The 21,591-nt window shown below is 58.4% G+C and carries 19 protein-coding genes; 11 read left to right on the top strand and 8 right to left on the bottom strand.

All coding sequences use genetic code 11. The features are described from left to right. Window positions 1-14: 14 nt before the first annotated feature. From EQG79_RS21890 to EQG79_RS21875, 4 genes are all read right to left on the bottom strand, one after another. The gene (locus tag EQG79_RS21890; protein WP_077921387.1) at window positions 15-3,452 is read right to left on the bottom strand and encodes an acetate and sugar kinases/Hsc70/actin family protein; all 3,438 of its coding nucleotides are present in this window, start codon (window positions 3,450-3,452) and stop codon (window positions 15-17) included. Between the two features lie 65 nt (window positions 3,453-3,517). After that, window positions 3,518-5,008 (bottom strand): hypothetical protein, encoded by a 1,491-nt coding sequence (locus tag EQG79_RS21885; protein ID WP_077921386.1) that lies wholly within the window; start codon window positions 5,006-5,008, stop codon window positions 3,518-3,520. Between the two features lie 233 nt (window positions 5,009-5,241). Beyond that, entirely contained in the window at window positions 5,242-5,685 is a 444-nt protein-coding gene (locus tag EQG79_RS21880) for a hypothetical protein (protein ID WP_077921385.1), read from the bottom strand. Between the two features lie 64 nt (window positions 5,686-5,749). Continuing rightward, the gene (locus EQG79_RS21875) at window positions 5,750-7,258 is read right to left on the bottom strand and encodes a hypothetical protein (RefSeq protein ID WP_129604014.1); all 1,509 of its coding nucleotides are present in this window, start codon (window positions 7,256-7,258) and stop codon (window positions 5,750-5,752) included. A 338-nt stretch (window positions 7,259-7,596) separates the two neighbouring features. Here EQG79_RS21875 and EQG79_RS21870 point away from each other — a divergent pair, with 338 nt between their 5' ends. From EQG79_RS21870 to EQG79_RS21820, 11 genes are all read left to right on the top strand, one after another. Next, window positions 7,597-9,234: an Ig-like domain-containing protein gene (locus EQG79_RS21870; RefSeq protein ID WP_129604012.1), complete on the top strand. Its 1,638-nt coding sequence runs from the start codon at window positions 7,597-7,599 to the stop codon at window positions 9,232-9,234. Between the two features lie 746 nt (window positions 9,235-9,980). Beyond that, a complete protein-coding gene (rsmA, locus tag EQG79_RS21865) occupies window positions 9,981-10,775 on the top strand; it encodes a 16S rRNA (adenine(1518)-N(6)/adenine(1519)-N(6))-dimethyltransferase RsmA (protein ID WP_077921383.1) in 795 nt (264 codons plus the stop codon). 45 nt (window positions 10,776-10,820) lie between these two features. Further along, window positions 10,821-12,173, top strand: a complete 1,353-nt coding sequence (gene mgtE, locus EQG79_RS21860) for a magnesium transporter (RefSeq protein ID WP_077921382.1) — start codon at window positions 10,821-10,823, stop codon at window positions 12,171-12,173. 256 nt (window positions 12,174-12,429) lie between these two features. Beyond that, window positions 12,430-14,166: a S8 family peptidase gene (locus EQG79_RS21855; RefSeq protein ID WP_129604009.1), complete on the top strand. Its 1,737-nt coding sequence runs from the start codon at window positions 12,430-12,432 to the stop codon at window positions 14,164-14,166. 47 nt (window positions 14,167-14,213) lie between these two features. Continuing rightward, window positions 14,214-14,468: a hypothetical protein gene (locus tag EQG79_RS21850; RefSeq protein ID WP_077921380.1), complete on the top strand. Its 255-nt coding sequence runs from the start codon at window positions 14,214-14,216 to the stop codon at window positions 14,466-14,468. A 14-nt stretch (window positions 14,469-14,482) separates the two neighbouring features. Then, window positions 14,483-14,758, top strand: coding sequence for a hypothetical protein (locus EQG79_RS21845; RefSeq protein ID WP_129604007.1), 276 nt, complete (start codon window positions 14,483-14,485; stop codon window positions 14,756-14,758). Between the two features lie 101 nt (window positions 14,759-14,859). Beyond that, complete coding sequence (dtd, locus tag EQG79_RS21840) at window positions 14,860-15,312, top strand: D-aminoacyl-tRNA deacylase (protein WP_129604004.1); 453 nt, start codon at window positions 14,860-14,862, stop codon at window positions 15,310-15,312. 148 nt (window positions 15,313-15,460) lie between these two features. Next, window positions 15,461-16,102, top strand: a complete 642-nt coding sequence (locus EQG79_RS21835) for an O-methyltransferase (RefSeq protein ID WP_077921377.1) — start codon at window positions 15,461-15,463, stop codon at window positions 16,100-16,102. Between the two features lie 36 nt (window positions 16,103-16,138). After that, window positions 16,139-18,358, top strand: coding sequence for a LysM peptidoglycan-binding domain-containing protein (locus EQG79_RS21830; RefSeq protein ID WP_077921376.1), 2,220 nt, complete (start codon window positions 16,139-16,141; stop codon window positions 18,356-18,358). A gap of 60 nt (window positions 18,359-18,418) precedes the next feature. Then, the gene (locus tag EQG79_RS21825; protein WP_077921375.1) at window positions 18,419-18,991 is read left to right on the top strand and encodes a DUF3109 family protein; all 573 of its coding nucleotides are present in this window, start codon (window positions 18,419-18,421) and stop codon (window positions 18,989-18,991) included. Between the two features lie 29 nt (window positions 18,992-19,020). Then, window positions 19,021-19,353, top strand: a complete 333-nt coding sequence (locus tag EQG79_RS21820) for an MGMT family protein (RefSeq protein ID WP_077921374.1) — start codon at window positions 19,021-19,023, stop codon at window positions 19,351-19,353. A gap of 41 nt (window positions 19,354-19,394) precedes the next feature. Here the strand turns inward: EQG79_RS21820 and EQG79_RS21815 are convergent, their stop codons facing one another. The 4 genes from EQG79_RS21815 to EQG79_RS21800 all read right to left on the bottom strand — a co-directional run bounded on the left by EQG79_RS21815 (window position 19,395) and on the right by EQG79_RS21800 (window position 21,551). Continuing rightward, window positions 19,395-19,691, bottom strand: a complete 297-nt coding sequence (locus tag EQG79_RS21815) for a winged helix-turn-helix domain-containing protein (RefSeq protein WP_077921373.1) — start codon at window positions 19,689-19,691, stop codon at window positions 19,395-19,397. Continuing rightward, complete coding sequence (locus tag EQG79_RS21810) at window positions 19,688-20,335, bottom strand: hypothetical protein (RefSeq protein WP_077921372.1); 648 nt, start codon at window positions 20,333-20,335, stop codon at window positions 19,688-19,690. The genes EQG79_RS21815 and EQG79_RS21810 overlap by 4 nt, the downstream gene beginning before the upstream one ends. Window positions 20,336-20,398: 63 nt before the next feature. Beyond that, window positions 20,399-20,773, bottom strand: a complete 375-nt coding sequence (locus EQG79_RS21805) for a diacylglycerol kinase family protein (RefSeq protein WP_129604000.1) — start codon at window positions 20,771-20,773, stop codon at window positions 20,399-20,401. Window positions 20,774-20,855: 82 nt separating this feature from the next. Further along, complete coding sequence (locus EQG79_RS21800) at window positions 20,856-21,551, bottom strand: DUF1361 domain-containing protein (protein WP_129603994.1); 696 nt, start codon at window positions 21,549-21,551, stop codon at window positions 20,856-20,858. Window positions 21,552-21,591: the final 40 nt, after the last annotated feature.

The raw sequence follows: 21,591 nt of genomic DNA, 5'->3' as shown, positions 1-21,591 counted from the left end.
GTATCAACCAGGGATTACGCCAGGGCGTTGGCCAGTTTGTTGATGGCTCCGATCAGCGGGTAGAAGAACAACGTTTCTTCGATGGGCGCGGCCAGGGCGTCGGTCATGCCACTGTACTCGGCAGCCACGTCGCTTTCCCGGCGCTGGATACCGTCCATGAGCGAGGTGTCCAGGTGGGTACGCAGTTCCTGTTGCGCCACGGCCAGCGACCGGGCCGACACGTTCAGGTTGCGGACAAAGCTGAACTGCTGATTCAGGGCGAAGAAGAAATCGATGAACGCGTTGGTTTCTTTCAGCAATGAATCGACGACTTCGGGCCGGCGCAGATCCGCATAGGTCAGCGCCGGGTACTGATCGTTGAACGTGGCCGGGTACACATAGCTGATGGCTTCGGTATCGACGGGGCGGCTGTTGGTGGGTTGCATCAGCGCTCCTTTGCAGGTCACCTCTTTCGGTCCCTTGCGCTCGTAGAACAGCGTCAGGCCACTCAGGTCGTAGGGCTGCTCATAGACCTTCTCGAAGATGGCCCGCGCTAGCTTTCCCAGCATCGCATCGTCCGTACTGATAATGGTCAGCAGTTTCGAGCCAGTGCCGCTAAACGTCAGCGCGCCCGGCAACCCGATGCCTTTGCTCTTCATCAGCCGGGCTACGTGGTAAAGCAGCGCGGTGTAGAACAGTACGAATACGACCTTCAGGTCTTCATCCTTGGCCAGCATGCCGTTGAACGACAGCATACTTTTGGCTTTTACGTCGTTGCTCTTCTCGATCGAAAACCAGAACGCCATGATGTCTTCGGAGCGGTTGGTTTCCAGCATGCGCCGGTTGTTATCGCTCAGGTTGCCCAGGCTCTGGCTGTCGAGCAGGGTCTGGATGCGGTCGGCGTACTTGCGGACAAACCCGTTGTGGCTGGCGGCTCCGTATTCGCTGAATGCATCGCCGTAGATGGCGTTACCGGCAAAGCGGAACGAGGTCAGCAGCTTGGGTTCGTTTCGTTCGTAGACCACCACGTCGGAGGTGCCTCCGCCAATGTCGACGTTGATGACCGGCCGGGCCGATGCGCTCAGGGTGGGGTTTTGCTTGTAGTAATAAAACGGCGCTACCGACTCCGATACCTCGCGCAACCGACCGGGCGCTCCGCCAATGTAGCGGTCATACAGTTCCTGCCAGTCGGTGCGGAGCTGGCTCACGCGGCCGGGGGTCATGCTGGCCGGGAAGAACCAGTACACCACCGTTTGGGTCAGGTTGCCGCCTTCGGTCAGCACTTTGTTTTTGATGAGCATCAGCAGCTCTTCCAGGAAGGCCTCTACCCGCCGTTCGGTCTGGTCGTTGTTCTTGGCCCATTTCAGGTTGGTCGTGATCCGGTTCGACCCCGCTGGCTGTCGTTCTACGTAGAACGGGATGTTGAAGTCGGCCAGGGCCTGCGTCTGCTGGTTGAAGCTGAGGTTCATCGGCTCGGCAATGGCCGTCCGCGTCGGAAAATTGTCAGGACGGCCGGGGCCGATGGTGGGCGGTACGAACTCCAGATCGTAGAGCAGAAACAGCTCGAACAGGGCCGGGTTGTACTGCGCCGGATTGACCAGCGTCGCTACCTGTGGCGTCAGTTCGGCCACCTCGAAGGGGCGGGGCGCACTGCCGTCTACTTTGTACTCGACGTGGGTGTTGGTGGTGCCGAAATCGACCGAAAATTCGAACTGCTTGCTACCGCCGTTGTACACCTGCCAGCGCGGAATCAGCAGGCCGTGGACCTCACGACCGTCGCCCCGGATGTTGGCCTGCACGTAGTCGAACTCCTCCCGCAGCACATAATACACGCTCGATCCGTCGGTGTTCTGCTGGCGAACGGTGCGCTGGTGTTTCGACTCGGGCCTGACTTCGGCGTTGGTTTTCTCCCCGTAATAGGTCAGTTCGTACTGGTTCTGGCTATCGAAACCCGACTCGATCAGCTGCACCCGATAATCGGCCGGTACCGGTACACTGCCCGACCGAACAAAGGGATACACGTTGACCGTAAACGAATTTTCGATGATGATTCCTTCATTTGTGGTTTCATTCGGTGCCGTACCGTTGTTGCCGATCGTTTGGGCATACAGCCGCTCGAAGGTGACGAACTGGTTGCCGGGCTGGCCGGGGGCCGTTACCGGAATATCGAGCGATACGTTGACGCCGGCCCCCTGTGGCGTCATCCTGATCCGGACGCGGCCCGTCATGAGGTCGTCTACGTCGAAGAAGTCGAAGAAATCCTTTTTCAGCGGCAGCAGGTAGCCCTTGTCGGTTGCCGGAGCCTGCAGGTTTCCGTCGAAAAACCGGCCCCGATCCATAGGGTAGGGAAGCCGGACCAGGTAAGGCTCCAGAAAGTCGCTGACCGTCAGCCAGGGGTAGTTGCCGGGCTGGCCAGGCAGGGGGCGCTGGTTGTCGCGCCAGGACTCCCGGGCCACGTAGGGTACGGGCGTGTTGGGGTTCCACTGCGCCTGCGGTACGTAGGTAAAGGGCCGGAAGAACCGGTTCTGCAAGGCCATGGGGCGTGGCTTGCCCTGGTTCAGGGTCTCGTATTTCTTGGATTTGATGATAAAGTCGCTGACCTGATCGATGGCCCGGGCGTCGGACTTTTTCTTGCGGAGCGGGAATCCCAGCACTTCCACTACATCGCCGGGGCCGGTGGTCAGCTCGTCGAAATCGTTGTCGAACTTTTCGCGCGTCAGCAGCGGCTGGCCATTGGGCGATTCGATATGCTCGTAGAACATCGTCGGATTCTGCTGCTGCAATAGCGACCGGCTCCGGTTCAGGTAATCATCGACCTCGCGGAAGCGGTCGCGGAAGTTGGGCATGAACAGCTTGATGGCGTACCAGAACTTCTGATATTCGATATCGCGCTGGTGCAGGGGCGTTACCGACTGATCGAACAGCCGATCGTTCCCCATCGTTACGTCGACCCAGCTCAGGTCGTTGCCCGACGAGAAAAACAGGGTTTTGGGCGAGGTGCCACCGACCACGCGCCCCCGGTAGCTGAGAATAAACAGCCGGTTGATGTCGGCAAAATTGTATTCGGCCGCGTCCTGGTCGAGAAACAGCTTCAGCGCATCGCCCAGCCGCCGGTGGCCCTGATTGGTCGACTGCCGCAGCCGATCGAGGTCGGTGCGCACGTCGAAAGGGGTGATGGTGACGAAGGTTTTGAGCTTGTCGAAGTTGAAAAACAGCTCGCCCACGTCGAGGCAGTCGGATACGATACGCTGGTCGTTGATGGTGCCGTTCAGATCGGGCCGGAGGGCCAGGTTCAGGAAGGCCGACCGAACCAGATCCATTCGGGCAAACGGACTCGGAATCGAGGTCGGCTGCTTCACCGTTTGGCCGCCCTGCGGGTCGCGGATGGCGGCAATCTGGTCGGTCCCGAGCGGTTTGCTCACGTACCAGTGCAGACCCGGTGTTGGGTTATGTAAGCTAAGCGTTGTTGGCATAGTTAAGCGCTTTTGGCGGTTGGCAATGAGAGGCCTTCTGACGGCGAAATGACAACCTGAACTTGTTAATAATCCATCACCTTCGGCAGCCGCTCGCGTACGAAACGGTCGGTACCTTCGGAGAACAACTGAATAAATTTATCGGCCTCGCTTACGTAGGCTTTGCCTTCGGCGGTTTTGTTGAGCGTTTGGTCGAAGTCGTCAACGATGTCGAGTTTAACATCCGACTCGCCCCCGAACAGGCCTCTCTTCTTGGGTTCGAATCCGCGAACGGTATGGCCCAGGTTAGCTGCGTCGAGCAGGAACGGGTCGAATCCGCGCTTGTTGGCGCCCATCTCAGACAGCCATTGCCGGAAGCCCGCATCGAAGTTTTTGACGCTGTTGAAAAACGACGAGTTCAGGAACGAGGTCGAGATTTGCGGGTTGGCTTTCGACCACTGCACGGTACCGGCAGCTGAGCGGATTCGCTGGCTGAGGTAGGTGCTGAACAGCGCCATTTTAGAAAGGGGCAGGCTGATGAGCTGTTTGGTGGCGGCTGCCAGATGCCCCAGTTGCAGCGAGGTGCCGTCCTGCTCGACCCCGAACTCCTTATAAACCGGATTGGTCGGGCGGCCGTTGCTGACGGTCAGCGAACTGTCGGGCGTGTTCATGAAATCGACGATAGCCAGGGCCGACGCCATTTCAACAAAGTGGGCTTCGTTCTTTTGACCACCCGCGCCGGGGTCATAGGTATAGGCCTTCGTCTGGTCGTCGCCGATGTAGTAGAGGGCGTTGACAGATGGATTTACGCCTTTCTGGTAATAGTTGAGGGCGGCCTTGGTTTTGGCGATGAACGAGGCCGGGTCGATCAGCTTGTTGTCGCTGGTGGTGAGGCTGAAGTACGGCATCACCGTTACGGCACCGATCTTGGCATCGCGCAGGAACGCCGGATTCGGAATTTGTCCGATAGCCTGCGCCCCCCGGATGTTCTTGAGCAGAATCGGGAAGCCGGCCGCGCCCGTACCGCCGAAGATGGAGCTGACGATAAAAATACGATCGTTGGCGCCGAAGTTCTCGGCAAAGGCCTGGAACACGTCGGAGTAGCGGAACTGGTTCAGTACCGTACTGCCAATATTAGGGTTGCCAACGAAGCCGATGTCCATTTTCGTTTCCAGATTTTCTTCCGAAAAGAGGAGGCTGGCCAGTGCTTTGTTAGGCGCGTCGAGACCTTCGTAGTTGATATAGTCGCGAAACTTCTCCTGCTGTACGCCCTGCAGCTCGAACACATACGTATCGGCAATGGTCGCGTTACCGCCGATAGACCGGTTGAGGGTTTTTATTTCCGTACCGAAGAAGTTCTCGGCAGGTTTCGATTGCAGACCCGCGCGGATGTTGCCGTATTCGCGCAACAGATCTTTGGTGCGGAGGAGGTCGTCGTTGGTGGCATGGGGGTCGAGGACAATCGGAATGACCTCGTCGGTGTTGTTGAGCTTCACGCCCGACGCCAGCAGGAACGTCAGGGCCTTCAGCACCCGCGATCCCGTTCCGCCAATAGCGAATACAAATAATTTAGCCATAGTTCTATGTTTTTCCTTTGTGCAGACGCGACCGCCCGGCCATCGTGTCTCAGCCGCGTCAGTAATAAATCATCCGGATGGGAGCACGCAAAACCGTCCGGTTGTAGAGACGCAAAACCATCCGGTTGTAGAGAGACGTAAAACCATCCGGTCAGGAGACGCAATGGGTTGCGTCTCTACAACCGTGGTCTGTGGGTACACGGACCACGGTGTACCCACGGCGTCGAAACTCGTTATTTAGATGGCCACAGCATGGGCCGGTGTTTAGCGTTTTTACTGAAATTTTTCATGATCATGGAGATGACAAAGAAGATAACCGCCGTCAGCAGCGCCATCCCGAACGCATAGCTCAGAAAGACGCTGATGCCCTGGTCGAAGTACATCCCCTGCTCGGGGTCGGCCTCGTCGCGCGGGAGTTCCTGCCCGGCTTTCTGGTAACAGGTAACCAGTGTAATAACGAACAGGGTCAGGGCGCTGACCCCCAGCATCAGCAGCCAGCTGCCGAGTCCGCTGAAACTGACTTTGTTGAAAGGCCAGATGTAAAACGCAAAGGCAACGACGAACGCAATGCCGATGGCGGTCCAGGTCATGGGCGACAGCAGCTCCTCCTGGTACAAATCTTCGAGTAAGGCGCTGTTGACAAACAGATTGTAGAAATTATAGAGTGATTCTTCCATGTTGTTTATTGAGCGAATGGCGAATGAGTGATTGAGTGAATACCGGTTTACGCAAACCATTCACTCAATTCAGATTTATCGTTAGCGTGAAATACTCGGTTTGGTTGTTGGGGTTATAGGCTCGTTCGACGCCCTGCAAGAGGTTTTGGAGGCCAAAGGTAGAGGTAGCGTCGACGGGGATATCGTTGGTCGTGTTGGTCTGGCTGATCCAGCGGGGCGGAAACTGCCGACGGAGCCGGATTACGGCCGTACGGGCGCCCCGGGCCGGTTTATCGGTGCTCAGCAACAGCTTGTGGGTGGTGCCGTTGGCGCCCGAGTAGGTCTGTACGGCCGATACCCTGAAGTTGTCTTTACCCGATACGTCGTACTGGCTGACGTCGGTCAGCAGCGAGGCCGGCAGGCGCAGCGCCGACAGGTCGACCGCTACCGGAATGGCCAGGCTTTTGTCGGTTACGTCGGGCTGCACATCGTCGAGGGCGTGAACCGCTTTGGTGCGGGCGCGCACCTCTTCGGCGGCCCGTTTGAACCGGCCTTTGCGCGCCGGGTCGGTGACCAGTACCGTATAGAACGGCTCCACTGCTTTGGCGTCGCGCCCGAAGAACCACGAATCTTCGAAACCGGGCAGCCGCTCAAACTGCCGGATGGTCTGGTAAGCGGGGTCGGTATACAGCCGTTGCAGGGTTTCGGTCCGGCCAATCAGGCAGAGGTAATACGGGCGTTCGCCTTTGTATTTCTGTTTGGTGTTGTTCCAGCTATAGTAGGTTCCGTCGAAGTCGGCGGTGAGCTTCAGGACCAGCATCGAGTGGGTTGTGGCGTGGGGGTTGAAGACCGTAGTCAGCAGCGAGCTGGCCGCGTCGAGGGTTTTCTGCGCACTCATCCCGGCCAGACCGGGGTCGGAGTAGATCAGGTCGGAGACCAGCACACTCAGGTCGTCGCCGGTGGTTTCGGACAGGATGGTCTGGAAGATGCCTTCGAAATCGGTACTGGTCGTTTTCCCTTTTGTCCTGGCTACGGTAAAGAGGTTCTTCTCCCGGAAAAACTGCGAGAGCGACAGCCCCAGCGGGTTCACTTCGGTGTTGACCACGAACATGTTTCCTTGGCCCGGATTGATGCCATCGAACTGGGTCAGCAGGTCGTTGAGGGTTCGTTTGAAGGTGCCGTTGCCGCCGGGCGCGTCGTAGGGGAACATGCTGCCGCTGGCTTCGAGGTAAAGTTTGAGCCGGAGAGGCTTGGCCGATGCCGTCGCCCCCGCCAGCGATACCATTGGCGCGTCGCCTTCTTTGGCGAGTTTGCGGTAGGTCATGTTCCGCCGGATGTACTTCAACAGTTCAGCGTCGTCTACGTCGCCCGCATCGGTGAGTAGTTTGGCCGTTTTCTTGTTGTCGGCGAGGTCGTCTTTCTGGCTCTCGATAAAGGTGCGGATCGCGTCGGCTTCGGTGGCGTCGATGGCGTTATCGCTGGTAAGCGCATCGCTGATCTGGCTGTCCAGCTCATCGGCAGGGCCGGAGCAGCTGGCCAGCAGGCCTGCCAGCGTAAGCGTTGTCAGCAGAGAAAATAGGCGGGTGTGAATCATGAACAGCGTTTTGATGGGGGCACAACGGCCGGGGGCAAATCCGTTTGTCAGTGGCGTAAACCCGATTCGTCTGACAAAGGTTGAGCGGTAAAGCTACCAAACTCGTTACGCCCCCGGTCGCCTGATGACCAGGCAGGCTTAAATTTTCTTAAAATTCTACCTAACGTAACGAATGAAACACCCATTTTATGTCGGCCGGTACAGAAGAACCATAAACGGGCGTTTACCTTTGTGTGAATGGTAAAGCCGAAGCCGATGCTTCGGACGAGAGAAAACAAGTTGCTTTTACCGCCCAAACCAGCGCGATACCACCCGCTCTGGCTGGCCACTACCCTGATATGTCATTTCGCCATTACCTGTTTATCGCCCTGCTGGCTCTTCCCGTTTTTCTGCAAAACTGCGCCCAGGTGGCCCAGCCGCCCGGCGGTAAAAAAGATACCCTGGCGCCCAGGCTGGTGTCGAGTGTGCCCAAGCAGCGCCAGCTGAATTATGCCGGCCAGACCGTAGAGCTGGCGTTCGACGAGTACGTGACGGCCGAAAATATCCAGCAGAAAATCACCATTACGCCCCAGGACAGCAACACCTTCGTGGTCAAGCAACAGCCCACCGGACTCCGGCTCAACTTTGCCAAACCCTTACAGAAGAACACTACCTACACCATCGATTTCTCCGACGGGATCAAAGACATTACCGAGCGTAACGTAGCCAAAGATGCCAAGGTCGTTTTCAGTACTGGACCTACCATCGATTCGCTTTACCTGAGCGGTACTGTTGTCGATGACGAAAGCCGCCTGCCGCTGCTGGGCTTCGTGGTGGGTCTCTTCGGGCCGAACGATACGCTGCCGATCAACCGCAAACGCCCGGCCTATTTTGCCCGTACCGACAGCAACGGCGTCTTCCGCATCGAAAATGTGAAGTCGGATCGATACAAAGTGTTCGGGTTCGAAGACAAGGATCTGAACCTGGTCAACAACACCCCCGGCGAGCGCGTCGCTTTCCGCGATAGCGTGGTGGACCTGAACCGGACGTATACCGATGTGAATCTGGTGGCGTTTCGGGGCTACGGTAAGCCACGCATCAGCCGACGCGAACGCACCGACGAAACGCTGGGGCTGGAGCTGAGCAGCGGTATTGCCAGCTACCGGCTGCTGTTTGCCAAGCCCGGCGATACGCTGGTGTCGTTTCTGGAGTCGCCGAAGATGATCCGGCTGTTCAGGCCTGCCAACCGGGCCGCGGCCGATACCATTGCCGTTACCGTGGCGGCCGAAGACTCGGTCGGTAACGTGACGGAGCTGAAAGAGCGAATTTATTTTTCGCCCCTCAAAACGCGCGCCCGCGACCGGAAACCACTAACTGTGAACCTGACGCCGGCCCCCAGCGAACCGACCGATAATAACCTGGAGCTGACGCTGACGTTTACCAAACCCATCCTGCGGTATAGCACCCAGCTGATTGCCATCGGTCCCGATACGACCAAACCGCTGCCATTGCCCCAGAACGAGCTGACCTGGAGCAACAATTTCTCGCGGCTGGTGATCAAAAAGCCGACCAACGTGCGCGACAGCCTGTTTATGTTGCTGCAAAAAGGAGCGTTCGTCAGCGTGCAGGGCGATACATTGCCCCGGTTTCTGGCCAAGTACACCATTGCCGACGAAGACAGCTACGGCCTGATTGCGGGTCGGGTCAGTCCAGCGGCCGTGGGGGCTGCGGGTACCAACTTCATTGTCGAGCTGCTGGACGAAAAATACACCCTGATCCGGTCGTCATACGGAACGCCGGCCTATAGCTTTGCCCGCCTGCGACCGGGTCGATACCGCGTTCGGCTCATCATTGATCGCAACGGCAACCGGAAGCGCGACATTGGCAACGTACAAAAAGGTATCCAGCCCGAATCGATTATCTACCATCCGGGTGCCGAAGAAGGCGGTATCATTCCGCTCAAGCAGAACTTCGAGCTGACCGATATCGATTTCTGAGAAGTGGGTCGTACCGATTCCGTTTTTGGCCCGTCGGCTGTTTCTTCTCCCATCGGTGGCCCCGGGTACATGTCGCCCCTGCTGGGGCTTGGTGTGTAGTTAGGGCGGGGGTTTTTATGGATAGGCCGTTGCCAACCGGCAAAAAGCGCGAAGACGCTGCGGGCTTTGGGAGGCTAACGGAGCTGAACTTTGTTAGGGTAGCCTGAGAACGCCTAAACCTTCAGAGGTTGTTTGGGGAAGTCTGTTGAGAAGTTAAAGCCGTGATGAGACCCGATTTTTCACCCCCCAGCCCCCTAAAGGGGCGGTCGGCCGCTGCCGGAGTTGACCCCGCCGTTTTTTCTCCGGCAGCGGCCGACCGCCCCTTTAGAGCTTGTTTGGGGAAGATACTTGCGGGCGTTAGTCGGCTCGAAAGGCAGCCGTTTCACCCCCCAGCCCCCTAAAGGGGGAGACCATTCGGCGCGGACGGCTCCCCCTTTAGGGGGCTGGGGGGTGAAACGGCTGCCCATTCGGGCTAGAGGAATTCACATAAATTCCTTCCCCAAACAAGCTCTTAGGCCGGGCCGCCGTCGCGGGGCTGGGGGGGTGAAAAGGGCGGCCCATCGAGCCGACTAACGTCAGCAGATTCCTTCCCCAAACAAGCTCTCAGGCTTGTGTAGTTGATTGGCTTACTTTTGACTGGCTCGCCGTACCTTTGTTGTGGGCCGCCAACGTGTCTGAATCACTTTTTTTGCGGCCCTTCGCCCATTATGCAGGTTACGCCTAAAAAAGAACTCGGCCAACACTTTCTGAAAGACCTTAGTATTGCCCAGCGCATCGCTGATCTGCTGACCGGGCACGGTGGCTATACGCAGCTGCTCGAAATTGGGCCGGGAATGGGCGTGCTGACGCAGTTTCTGTTGCAGAAACCCGCCTTCGAAACGTTCGTGATCGAGATTGACCGCGAATCGGTCGATTACCTCAAACAGCACGTGCCGGCGCTGGAGGGGCATATTCTGGCATCCGACTTCCTGAACATACGCCCCGATCTGCTGCCGGCCAAACAGCCTGATACTACCACCCCCTTTGCCGTAATTGGCAATTTTCCATACAACATCTCGACCCAGATTCTGTTTAAGGTTCTTGAGATGCGCGACCGCGTACCCGAGGTTGTGGGCATGTTTCAGCGCGAGGTGGCACAGCGGGTCGCGTCGGGGCCGGGCAATAAAGACTACGGTATTCTGAGTGTACTGCTCCAGGCCTGGTACGACATCAAGTACGAGTTCACCGTTGAGCCCGAGGTGTTCAACCCGCCCCCGAAAGTGCATTCGGGCGTGCTCTCGCTGCGTCGCAATGACAAAACCGAGCTCGGCTGCGACGAGCGCAAATTCACTCAGGTGGTTAAGCATGGCTTTGGGCAGCGACGCAAAACATTGCGCAACGCCCTCAAACCCCTCAACCCCACCGAAGCGGCTCTGGCCAGCCCGTTTATGGACAAACGCGCCGAACAGCTCAGCGTAGCCGAGTTCGTTGACCTAACAATAGCGATGAGTTATGAGCGATGAGCATTCGGTTCTCATAACTCATAACTCCTAACTCATCACTTAGAAGTGACTTTCGAACTCACCCAGGACTACCTCGACCACATACAGCAGCTGATCGGCTCGGGCGATGATGTGGCGCTTCGGGCGGAGATGGAAGAGCTGTTCCCGGCCGATATTTCGGGCATCCTGTACGAGCTGGAGCCCGAGCCGGCGCATTACCTGCTGAACCTGCTCGACAAATCGGTCGGGGCCGAGATCCTGGCCAACCTCGAAACCAACGACCGAACCAACCTGCTCGGCACCTTCACCTCGGCCGAAATTGCTCCGTTCATCAACGTGATGGAGTCGGACGATGCCGTGGATATCCTGAACGAACAACCCATTCAGGTGCGCGAAGAGGTCATTGGCCTGCTCGAAGACCGCGAACAGGCGCGGTTTATTCTGGACCTGCTGCATTACGAAGACGGCGTGGCGGGTAGTCTGATGCAAAAGGAGCTGATAAAAATCAACGTCAACCTGCGCGTCAATGCCTGCATCGAAGAAATCCGGCAACAGGCCGAAAACGTCGAGAACGTCTACGCCGTTTACGTGGTCGATGATGTCGGTAAACTGCTGGGGCTGGTCTCCCTGAAGAAGATCGTGCTGGCCCGGAAAACGGCCAAGATTGCCGATATCTACGACGACGATGTGGTCTACGTAGAAACCTACCGACCCGTAGCCGAGGTGGCCGAGGTGATGCAGAAATATGACCTGGATGCCATTCCGGTCGTGAACGTACAGCAGCGCCTGCTGGGACGGATTACCATCGATGACGTTGTCGACGTCATTACCGAGCAGGCCGAAGAAGACATTCAGGTCATTTCGGGTCTGTCGGGCGAGGTCGAAGAGGACGACAGCATCTGGCAGCGCTCCAAAGTGCAGCTCCCCTGGCTCGTGGCGGGGGCCGTGGGGAGTCTCATGGCCGCAACGGTCATCAACGGATTCCAGAGTGAACTGGGCAAGATTGCTGCGCTGGCTGCGTTCATTCCGATCATCGGGTCGACGGGGGGCAACGTGGGTATACAAACGTCATCGCTGATTCTACAGAGCTTATCCGACACCTCGGGGCTGACCACGACGCTGGCCCGGCGGCTGTTCCGGACGCTGCTGGTGGCGGTTATCAACGGGCTGGTGGTGGGCCTGATTGCGGGGGTGTATACGTTCCTGATCGGCGAGCCGCGGCTGTTTTTTGTAGTGGCCATGTCGCTGCTGTCGGTGGTGCTGCTGGCGTCGTTCATGGGCACAATTACACCGTTACTGCTGAACCGAATTGGCATTAACCCGGCCGTAGCGTCGGGGCCGTTCATTACGACCGCCAATGACCTGATTGGGATCGGCGTTTACTTCCTGATTGCCCAGCTGCTGCTGGCCGAAGTATAGCCGTCTCGCCAGACAGACTTCGCACAAGCCGGGCCATCGAGCCCGGTTTTTTGTTGGTCCCAACCGCCGGTGCTTCACCTTTATCCAGGCCGCGCTGGCTGGTGAACAGGCCCGAAGTAGCCCAGAATCATAGGGTTTACTGACCGTTCGCTCAAAGACGGGAAGCGTTTGTTGCCGTCGGCGGGGGCGGGTGGCGACTAAGGGCTACGAGTTGCCCGAAGAGGCTATTCGTACACCCATCCTAAATCTTTTTATCATGGCAAAACGAAGTGCACCTCCATCGCCCTCGGCGCCCCCGGCAGGCAACCCGGTCAACGCCGATACGGGTCAGGTTGTTGTTGTGTTCAGGACAGACAGTGTGCCGCAGCCCGAAGCCGGTACGCAGGCGGTTGTGCTGGCCGACGAAGGGCAGTCCGGCGCTCTGACCAGTTTGCTGGCGGCCGAAGGAATTTCGCTGCGGCCTATGTTCGAACTCAGCCGCTCGGCCCCGCAACCGGCCACCAACGGGCTGGCCGAAACCGACGAACTGCCCAACCTGAGCATCTACTACGTGGCCGATGTGCCGAAAGATCGTGCTGAAGCGGTAGCCGAGTCGCTGCGTAGTCTGGCCACGGTAGATGGCGCCTATGTACAGCCCGAAGCGGCTCTGCCATTTGTAATAACGCCGACTACCAGCCCGGCCGACGCGGCTCCGCCCGTAACGCCCAATTTTACGGCCCGGCAGGATTACCTGCGGGCGGCACCGACCGGTATCGACGCCGACTTTGCCTGGACTATTCCGGGCGGTCGGGGAGCGGGCGTGCAGGTAATCGATATTGAGGGCGGGTGGAATTTCACCCATGAAGACCTGATCCAGAACTCGGGCGGTCTCCTCAGCGGGGTACAGCGGGCCGACTGGCGCGACCACGGCACGGCGGTCCTGGGCGAGATCGGTGGCGATGTCAATACGCTCGGTATTACCGGCATCAGTCCCGAGGCAAACACCCGGGCGGTGTCGGTCTACCGAAATGCAGCTATGGCGTATAACCTGCCCGAAGCGCTCCGGCAGGCCGCCGACAGCCTGCGTCCCGGCGATATAATCCTGATCGAGCAGCAGTACGGACATCCGACCCGTGGCTGGACAACGGTTGAGTGGTGGCCCGCCGAATTCGATGCTATTCGGTATGCTGTGGCGCGGGGTGTCATTGTGGTCGAAGCAGCCGGCAACGGCGGTAACAACCTCGACGACGCCATTTATAATACCCCGCTGGCCGGTTTTCCGGCGGGCTGGCGCAACCCCTTCAACCGCGCTAACCGCGATTCGGGCGCGGTCGTTGTGGGGGCAGGGAATCCGCCGGCCGGTACGCACGGTCGCAGCGGTCAGCCCGGCGAGCCTTACGTTGACCGGGCCCGGTGCGGTTTTTCCAACTTCGGCGCTATGGTCGATGTGCAGGGCTGGGGCTACGAGGTAACTACCACGGGCTACGGCGATCTGCAGGGAGGCAGCGAAAATACGTTCTATACCGATCAGTTCAGCGGCACCTCCAGCGCGTCGCCCATCGTGGTTGGGGCGCTGGCTTCGTTGCAGGGTATTCTGCGGACGCGTGGTCGTATTCCGCTGTCACCGGCCCGGGCCCGTGAGGTGCTGCGGGCTACCGGCTCTCCGCAGCAGGGTGCCACCGGTCGACCGGCTACGCAACGGATCGGCAACCGGCCCAACCTGCGGCAGCTGATCCCCCTGGTGCTGCAAACCAATTTCTGGACGGGGGTTCAGTTTACCGGAACGGTAGGGGCCAACGCCACCCAGCGCTGGTTTACCTTCAACTGGCCCGCCCACTGGCACGTTGTCTGGACCGTGGTGCCGACCAGCCCACGCCCCGGCGCTCCGCAAACCCGCCTGAAAGTGCAGGTCGAACGGTCGTCCGACGCCTTCGTTACCTACTGGCTCAACGTCACCAATCTGACCAACCAGCCCGTCACGATCGAGGGGCGGTTTGCGGTACTGGGCTGGTAATCCGTTTCCTATTTTATAGTATCGACAACCCTTTAATCGAACAGATCATGCAAGTCGGCGTACAATTTACGGGCACACTAGGCCCTAATGCAGCCCAGCGCTGGTTCACCTTTAACTGGAACGCAGCCAAACAGGTTATCTGGAACGTGGTGCCAACCTCACCGCGGCCGGGTGGCCCCCAGGTAGAGTGGGAGGTTGATGTAGAGCGGTCATCGCCCACGGCCATTACGTACTGGATCACGATCCGGAATCTGACCAATCAGCCCGTCAACATCGAAGCGCGTTATGCCATTCTGAACTAAACCGTTGCTCTGCCATGCGAATTCTGATCGAAACCGAAGAGAAAACCACCCTGACACCTGACGTCGGTACGGTTTTGCCCAACACCACGCCCACCGCATCGGCCGGCGGAGAAGCCCCGGCCGACAATGCCATTTCCAGCCAGCTGACGCCGGAAAGCGGATCGGCTACCGACGCCGGTGGACCACCCAGCTGGCTGATCGACGCCATCGGCACTGCGCCCGCTACCACGTCCGGCATGACCGTCAGTGCGGCCGGTACGGATGGGGGCCAGGCACCGGCTGTTGACTAAGCCCGCGCGCACCGACCGGCTTTTACTGGTTGATGTGTACTTTTGAGCCCGGTTTGCCTGGTGGCAGACCGGGCTTTTTACATACTGTCATTATTTGCTGCATGATTGCCGTAATACAGCGCGTTTCGCAGGCTTCTGTTACTATTGACAATGAGGTCAAAGGACAGATCGGGACTGGTTTTCTGGTGCTACTGGGCATTACCCATGCCGATACGCGAGAGGATGTCGAATGGCTCAGCCGGAAGATTGTGGGGATGCGGATCTTCAACGATGCCGACGACAAAATGAACCTCGACCTGGCGGCTGTCGACGGGTCTATTCTGCTCATCAGTCAGTTCACCCTGCACGCCAGCACCCGAAAGGGAAACCGCCCCAGTTTTATCGAAGCGGCCCGGCCCGACGTGGCTATCCCGCTTTACGAAGCTATGATTGCCCAGCTCACGGCCGATCTCGGAAAACCCGTCGAAACGGGCCAGTTTGGGGCCGATATGAAGGTGTCGCTGCTCAACGACGGGCCCGTAACGATCATCATCGATAGCCAGAACCGGGTGTAGGCTGGCGGGCTTTCTGAGTGGCCTACTAATTTTCTGTACTACAATGCTGCTTTTGGGCGTTCGTTTCTTAAAAACCACTACTTTTACCTAAACCAGCCCATTAGCGATGCCAGATTCCCTGATTCGGAAACATCGCTGAGCCAGCCGAATGGATTTTTTGCCTGCCGCCCTGACCGACTATGCCGAAGCGCACACCTCGCCCGAGAGCGATCTGCTGCGTCGGCTCAACCGCAACACCCGAGCCCATGTTATGGCCCCCCGTATGCTGTCGGGGCATTTGCAGGGTCGCCTGCTGGCCATGATCTCCTGGATGATTCGCCCCCGGCGGGTGCTTGAGATCGGTACCTACACGGGCTATTCGGCTCTTTGCCTGGCCGAAGGACTGACGGACGATGGCCTGCTGATTACCATCGATCAGAACGAAGAACTGGAAGCGTTTGCGCGGTCCTACTGGCAGCAATCGCCCCTCAACGACCGGATCGACCTCCGGATCGGGCTGGCTGCCGAGGTGATCCCTACCCTGACCGATACGTTCGACCTGGTTTTCATCGATGCCGATAAGCGCAGCCTGCCGCTTTATTTCGAGCTGGTGATCGATAAACTACGGCCGGGCGGCTTTATGCTGGCTGATAATGTGCTCTGGAGTGGCAAGGTTATTGAGCCGCTGAAACCGTCAGACGAGGATACCCGATCGGTGCTGACATTCAATCAACTGGTTCAGGATGACCCACGCGTAGAAAACGTACTGCTGCCCATTCGCGACGGCATTATGATGGCCCGAAAAGTATAGAAAAGACAACAAGACCGAATACGATTTATCCGATTTATGACCAGAATCACCTACGCTTTAACCATTCCCTGCCTGCTTACGGGCTTTACGGCCCTGGCCCAGACGTCGGTGCCAGCCGTACCCGAGCAGATAACCTTTGCCGATATCTCGGTGCGGCTCGATCCCGATGCCCGCCGTATCGTGCAACAGGATGTAAACGCGCTGATGGCCAACCGGCAGTACTGGACCGCCAAACTCGACCGGGTGGCGCTGTACTTCCCGATAATTGAAGCCATCCTGATCGATGAAGACGTACCTACCGACTTCAAATACCTGGCCGTGCAGGAGAGTTCGCTGACACCCGATGCCGTGTCGGCGTCAACGGCGGTCGGGTACTGGCAGTTTAAGCGGGAAACCGCGGTTGAACACGGTCTGCGCGTCGATGATGAGGTCGATGAGCGGAAGAGCATTACGGCATCAACGCATGGCGCGGCCCGGTACATGAAGAAAAGCAACGGCCAGTTCAACAACTGGATTGCGTCGCTGTACTCGTATTACCTGGGCGCTGGCGGCATCTCCAAACTAATACCGCCCGACTGGTCGTATGCACGGGAGGTAGCCCTCGACGGGCGGACCGACCGGTATATTCTGCGCTTTTTTGCGCATAAGATCGCCATCGAAAGCGCCCTGCCGACCCACCAGTCGTCGAACCGGTTTGCGCTGATCGAATATGGTAACGGGGGCGGCAAAACCATGCGCTCCATTGCCGACGATCTGGGCGTCGATGAATTCGAACTGCGGAAATACAACCGCTGGGTGCTCGGCGAAGCCGTACCCACCGACAAAGCCTACGTTATGGCTATACCGGTGGCGTCGGATCAGATCAACGACGTTCGGCAGAAGATCGTAAGCGTCGGGGCCAAAAAAACGCCCGAGTTCGTACAGAATGACGTTGGGTTTCCGGTGCTGCGCCGGGTAACGACGGGTGTCAGCAGCAAAAATGAACCGATTCTGTACGAAATTAACGGATTGCCCGGTATCCAGGCCCAGGCTGGCGACAATGCCACCACGCTGGCGCGGAAGGCGAAAATCAGCGTGTCGAGCTTTCTGCGGTACAACGACATGAGCGATCGGGACCCGGTTATTGTCAACGATGTGTATTACCTGGCCAAGAAGCGGAAGAAAGCGCTGGTGCCTTTTCATACGGTTCGGGATGGCGAAACGTCGCGCAGCATCTCGCAGCGGTACGGCCTGCGGCTGAAGAAGCTGATGCGCTACAATCGGCTCGACCGGGTACAGAAGCTGGCCGTAGGGCGGGTCATGTGGCTGCGCGAACGCCGACCCAACAACAAACCGGTCGAAATTATCAACTCGCCTACGCCACCGGTATACGATCAGACGCCAACCCCGGCAGCCCGTCAGGCCGAGGTAGCCAGCAACAGCGGTCCGCGGAGGCCCGTCAGCGGGATGAGCGATGTGCCCCGCACGGCGTCGGAACGTAAAGTATATCAGCCCAAGCTGGTAGGCGGGGGGGTAACGCCCAACGACGGTAGCTCCGAACCGGCCACCCGGCCTGATCCGGCACCCGCCCCGGCCCAGCCCACCACGAGCCGCTCGTCTGATACGGGTTCGCAACGGGTCGTGATTGTCCGGTCGCCGGAAACCGGAACTCCTGAAAAAACGGTACCGGTCGCTACCCGGCCCGAACGGGCAACGACCCCGGCCAAATCCGCGCCGGAGTCGGACCGCTACGAAGGCCCCCGCGAACAGCAGGCCGACGGATCACTTACGGTACCCGCTACCAAAGCGCCCCCGCGCCCGGCTGCGCCTGCCGTCGTGAAAGCTGACCGCACGCCCGCCCCCAGTGCGCCCGAGCGTACGGTCGAACCGGCTCCGCGTCCGGCTGCCCCGACCCCGGTCGTGAACCGGTCGGCTGCCAGTCATACGGTTGAAGCCGGGCAGACTTATTACAGCATTTCCCGTCTGTATGGCTTAACGGTCGATGAACTCCTGGCGCTCAACAGCCGGACGGCCAGCGATGTGCTGGAAGTGGGTCAGCAGCTGGTCGTGAAAGCAACGCCCGGTCGGGCTGTGCAGCCGTCCAAACCCGAGGCTGCGTCGGCGGGTGGGGAGGTTGTTTACCATACCGTTGCCAAAGGAGAGACCATGTTCCGCATCTCGAAAAGCTACGGGGTCACCATCGAACAGATTCAGCAATGGAATAATCTGACCGATGTTGCTGTTAAAGAAGGACAAAAGATCAAAATAGTGAAGTAAGGTGGGCTTACCCCCGCTTATTGACATAAATCAGCGGGGGTAGGGCCCCTGTCAACCGGCATGATTCTACTGGATAATACCTGCATCAGCGATGATGTGGCCGAAAAATTCTTTGTCTGCAACCTGGACAAATGCAAAGGCGCCTGCTGCGTCGAAGGCGATATGGGGGCTCCCCTTGAGGACGAAGAGCATCTGATTCTGGACCGGATCTATGAAGACATCAAGCCTTATTTATCGCCCGAAGGCATCCAGGTTATTGAACAACGGGGCGGATATGAGCCCGACGGAGAGGGTGGCTACGTGACGAATACGGTAGGCGGGCGCGAGTGCGTCTACGCAACCTGGGATGATAAAGGCATCCTGAAGTGCGGCATCGAAGAAGCGTACAACGACGGAAAAGTCGACTGGAAAAAACCGATCTCGTGTCATCTGTATCCCATCCGCGTCACCAAATACGAGCATTTTCACGCGCTTAACTACGACCGCTGGCCCATCTGCAGCCCGGCCTGCGGACTGGGCGAACAGCTCAACGTGCCTATTTATAAGTTTGTTCGCGAGGCTCTTATCCGGGCCTACGGCGAAGAATGGTACGGAAGGCTGGTGGCCGAAATCGAAACACCCCGGTCGTCATGATCCGGTAGCGTAGCAGACGGTTCGGCAGTATGCTTGAGGATAAAGATTATTTCGCGGAAGTATACCGGGTCGTGCGGGAGGTGCCGGTCGGCCGGGTCACCACCTACGGAGCCATTGCCCGCTATCTGAGTTTGCGGGCCGGAGCGCGTATGGTAGGCTGGGCTATGGTAGCCTCGCACGGCCACGACGTACCCGCCCACCGGGTGGTCAACCGAATCGGGGTACTGTCGGGCAAACACTTTTTTGGCAGCCCCACCGCCATGCAGGAACTCCTCGAAGCCGAAGGCGTACAGGTGGAAGATGATCGGGTGGTCGATTTCCAGACCCGCCTGTGGGACCCGTCTGTCGAACTGGCGCTGTAAGGGGTGTCGTCAGTTATGAATCCGGTCGATGATCCGCTGAATCACAGGTTTTTGATGAAGGCTTCGAGGGCATTGAGGTGGTCCTGAAAAGCCTGGCGGCCCGTGTCGGTGGCTGCGTAGGTGGTGTTTGGCTTCCGACCCACGAACTGCTTGGATACGGCAATATACCCCGACTCTTCCAGCGCCCGCAAATGCGTTGCCAGGTTGCCGTCGGTTAGACTGAGCAATTCCTTCAGCGCGTTGAAACTCATGGAGTCGTTTACCATCAGTACTGACATGATATTCAGACGCGCTTTGCTCTCAAAGGCTTTGTTAAATTGAGCGAGCAGATCGATCATGCCGTATTTCGTTCATATTTATAATACATGGTGAGGCCGTAGACAATGTGCAGCACACCAAACCCGATGGCCCACGCCAGCAGGTTATAGCCGGGCCAGACTAACGCCAGTAACCCCAGTCCGATTTCGCAATAGCCCAGCGACTCTACATCCCGGACGGTGTACCGACTGCCGTTCAGCAGGGCCAGTCCGTAAAAGATCAGCGTAGCCGGAAAGGCCAGCCAGATGAGCTTGTGCATCAGCAGAACGAGGCAAAATAAGCCCCCCGTAGCCAGTGGAATCAGCATGGCCCAGAGTAACCGCCGTGAGCTGGCATTCCAGACCCGTTGCTCCTGCCGTCGGGCTTTCCGAACGGTAAAGTAGGTGCCCGACAGCAAGGCCAGCACCAGCACCGCTACCGCTACCTGCACCAGAAACGGCACGAGGGCTGCGTGGGTCGTATCGGTATACGAACCGGCGGGCAGATAGCCCAACGCACTGACCCAGTCGGCGCGAAGTCGTGTGTAGACAACGGCTGCTCCGGCCAGCGCCACCACCCCCGCCGACACGCCCGACAGACCGCTCAGGGACAGGAATTTGGACGACCGCTCCATCAGGCTGCGGATCTCCGTCAGCGTCTGCAGATGTTCGTGAGATTCGTACATAAGATCGTATTCAGTTTAAAGGAGTCAACCGGGCCTCTACGGCCGGGTTGGCTGGTCAACGGTTTAGTTACTCATAAAACGCTCGAGCAGGTGTCCGCCCAGAATCAGGGCGCCAACTACCACCGCCGTGATGGCCAGGATCAGGACCGCACCCGACGAAAGATCCTTGACGGCTTTGATCTGCGGATGATAGCCGGGCGATACCAGATCGCATAACTTCTCGATGGCGGTATTGACGGCTTCGGCGGCCCAGACCAGACCAATCTGCGTTACGATAATGGCCCACTCCGTCCGGCTGAGCTGCAGCCACAGGCCCGCGCCAACCACCAGCCCCGCCAGGAGCAGATGGACCCGGGCGTTGTTTTCGAAACGGAACAGATCTACGATGCCCTGCCCTGCAAATCGAAAGCTGCGTACTACTTTCTGCCAATCGATCATTCGGCAAACATACAGTTGAAACAGGGTAGATAGCTACCGGGCGGGACGGAAACTGCGGCCATACGGGCGCGAAACGGACCCTTTACCGCCGGTTGTCTTCTACATACCAGTAAAAAGCAAGATAGACGACCACCAGCACAAACCCGTACGATAACGTCAGTTTGAGGCTCAGATGGTCCTGATACACTCTGGCCAGCGCCCGCGTCAGGGCAACGGGGTTGGTTAGAACGTCCCAGCTGTTCCAGCGGCCAAACCGACCCAGGTATATGCCCAGTCCCGACAACACCTGACTGCCCAGCATGAGTCCCCAGGTTGGCCAGGTGCCCGCCAGGGGGCGCACGATCCGATGAACAATCAGGGTCGAGTAAAGGCCGGCCAGCAGCCCGGTCTGGGCAAAAAGAAACAGGGTGATCGTATCGAACCAGAGCAGGGGCGGCTCAATATGCTGGATATGAAAGAGGTCGGTAATGATGTAGGGTGCATTGGGCAGAAACGCCAGCCATACGGCCAGGCTGCCCAGTAACAACCACCGGTTCAGGAACCCCGCCGTGCGCAGATCGCGGAGGACCAGCACCACGCCCAGCGGGAAAAAGGCCAGAAACAGGTTCCAGGTGAGCATGACAAAAAACCACCAGTTGCCTGTCAGAAGCCCCCGCATCGTAACCAGGCTCAACCCCGCCAGGGTTAAACCGGCCAGGGCCATTAGCCCTTTCCCGGGTCTGGTCTGTCCTGGCTGGCTGACCAGCGCCTGAGCAAATGGAGTAAGTGAATGTTGCATGAAATGTAAAGTACTTTGTTTGTCAAAGTAACGGTGCCAC

The organism is Spirosoma sordidisoli (assembly GCF_004138325.1).
Lineage (GTDB): Bacteria > Bacteroidota > Bacteroidia > Cytophagales > Spirosomataceae > Spirosoma > Spirosoma sordidisoli.
This window is presented reverse-complemented; position numbering and strand designations above follow the sequence as displayed.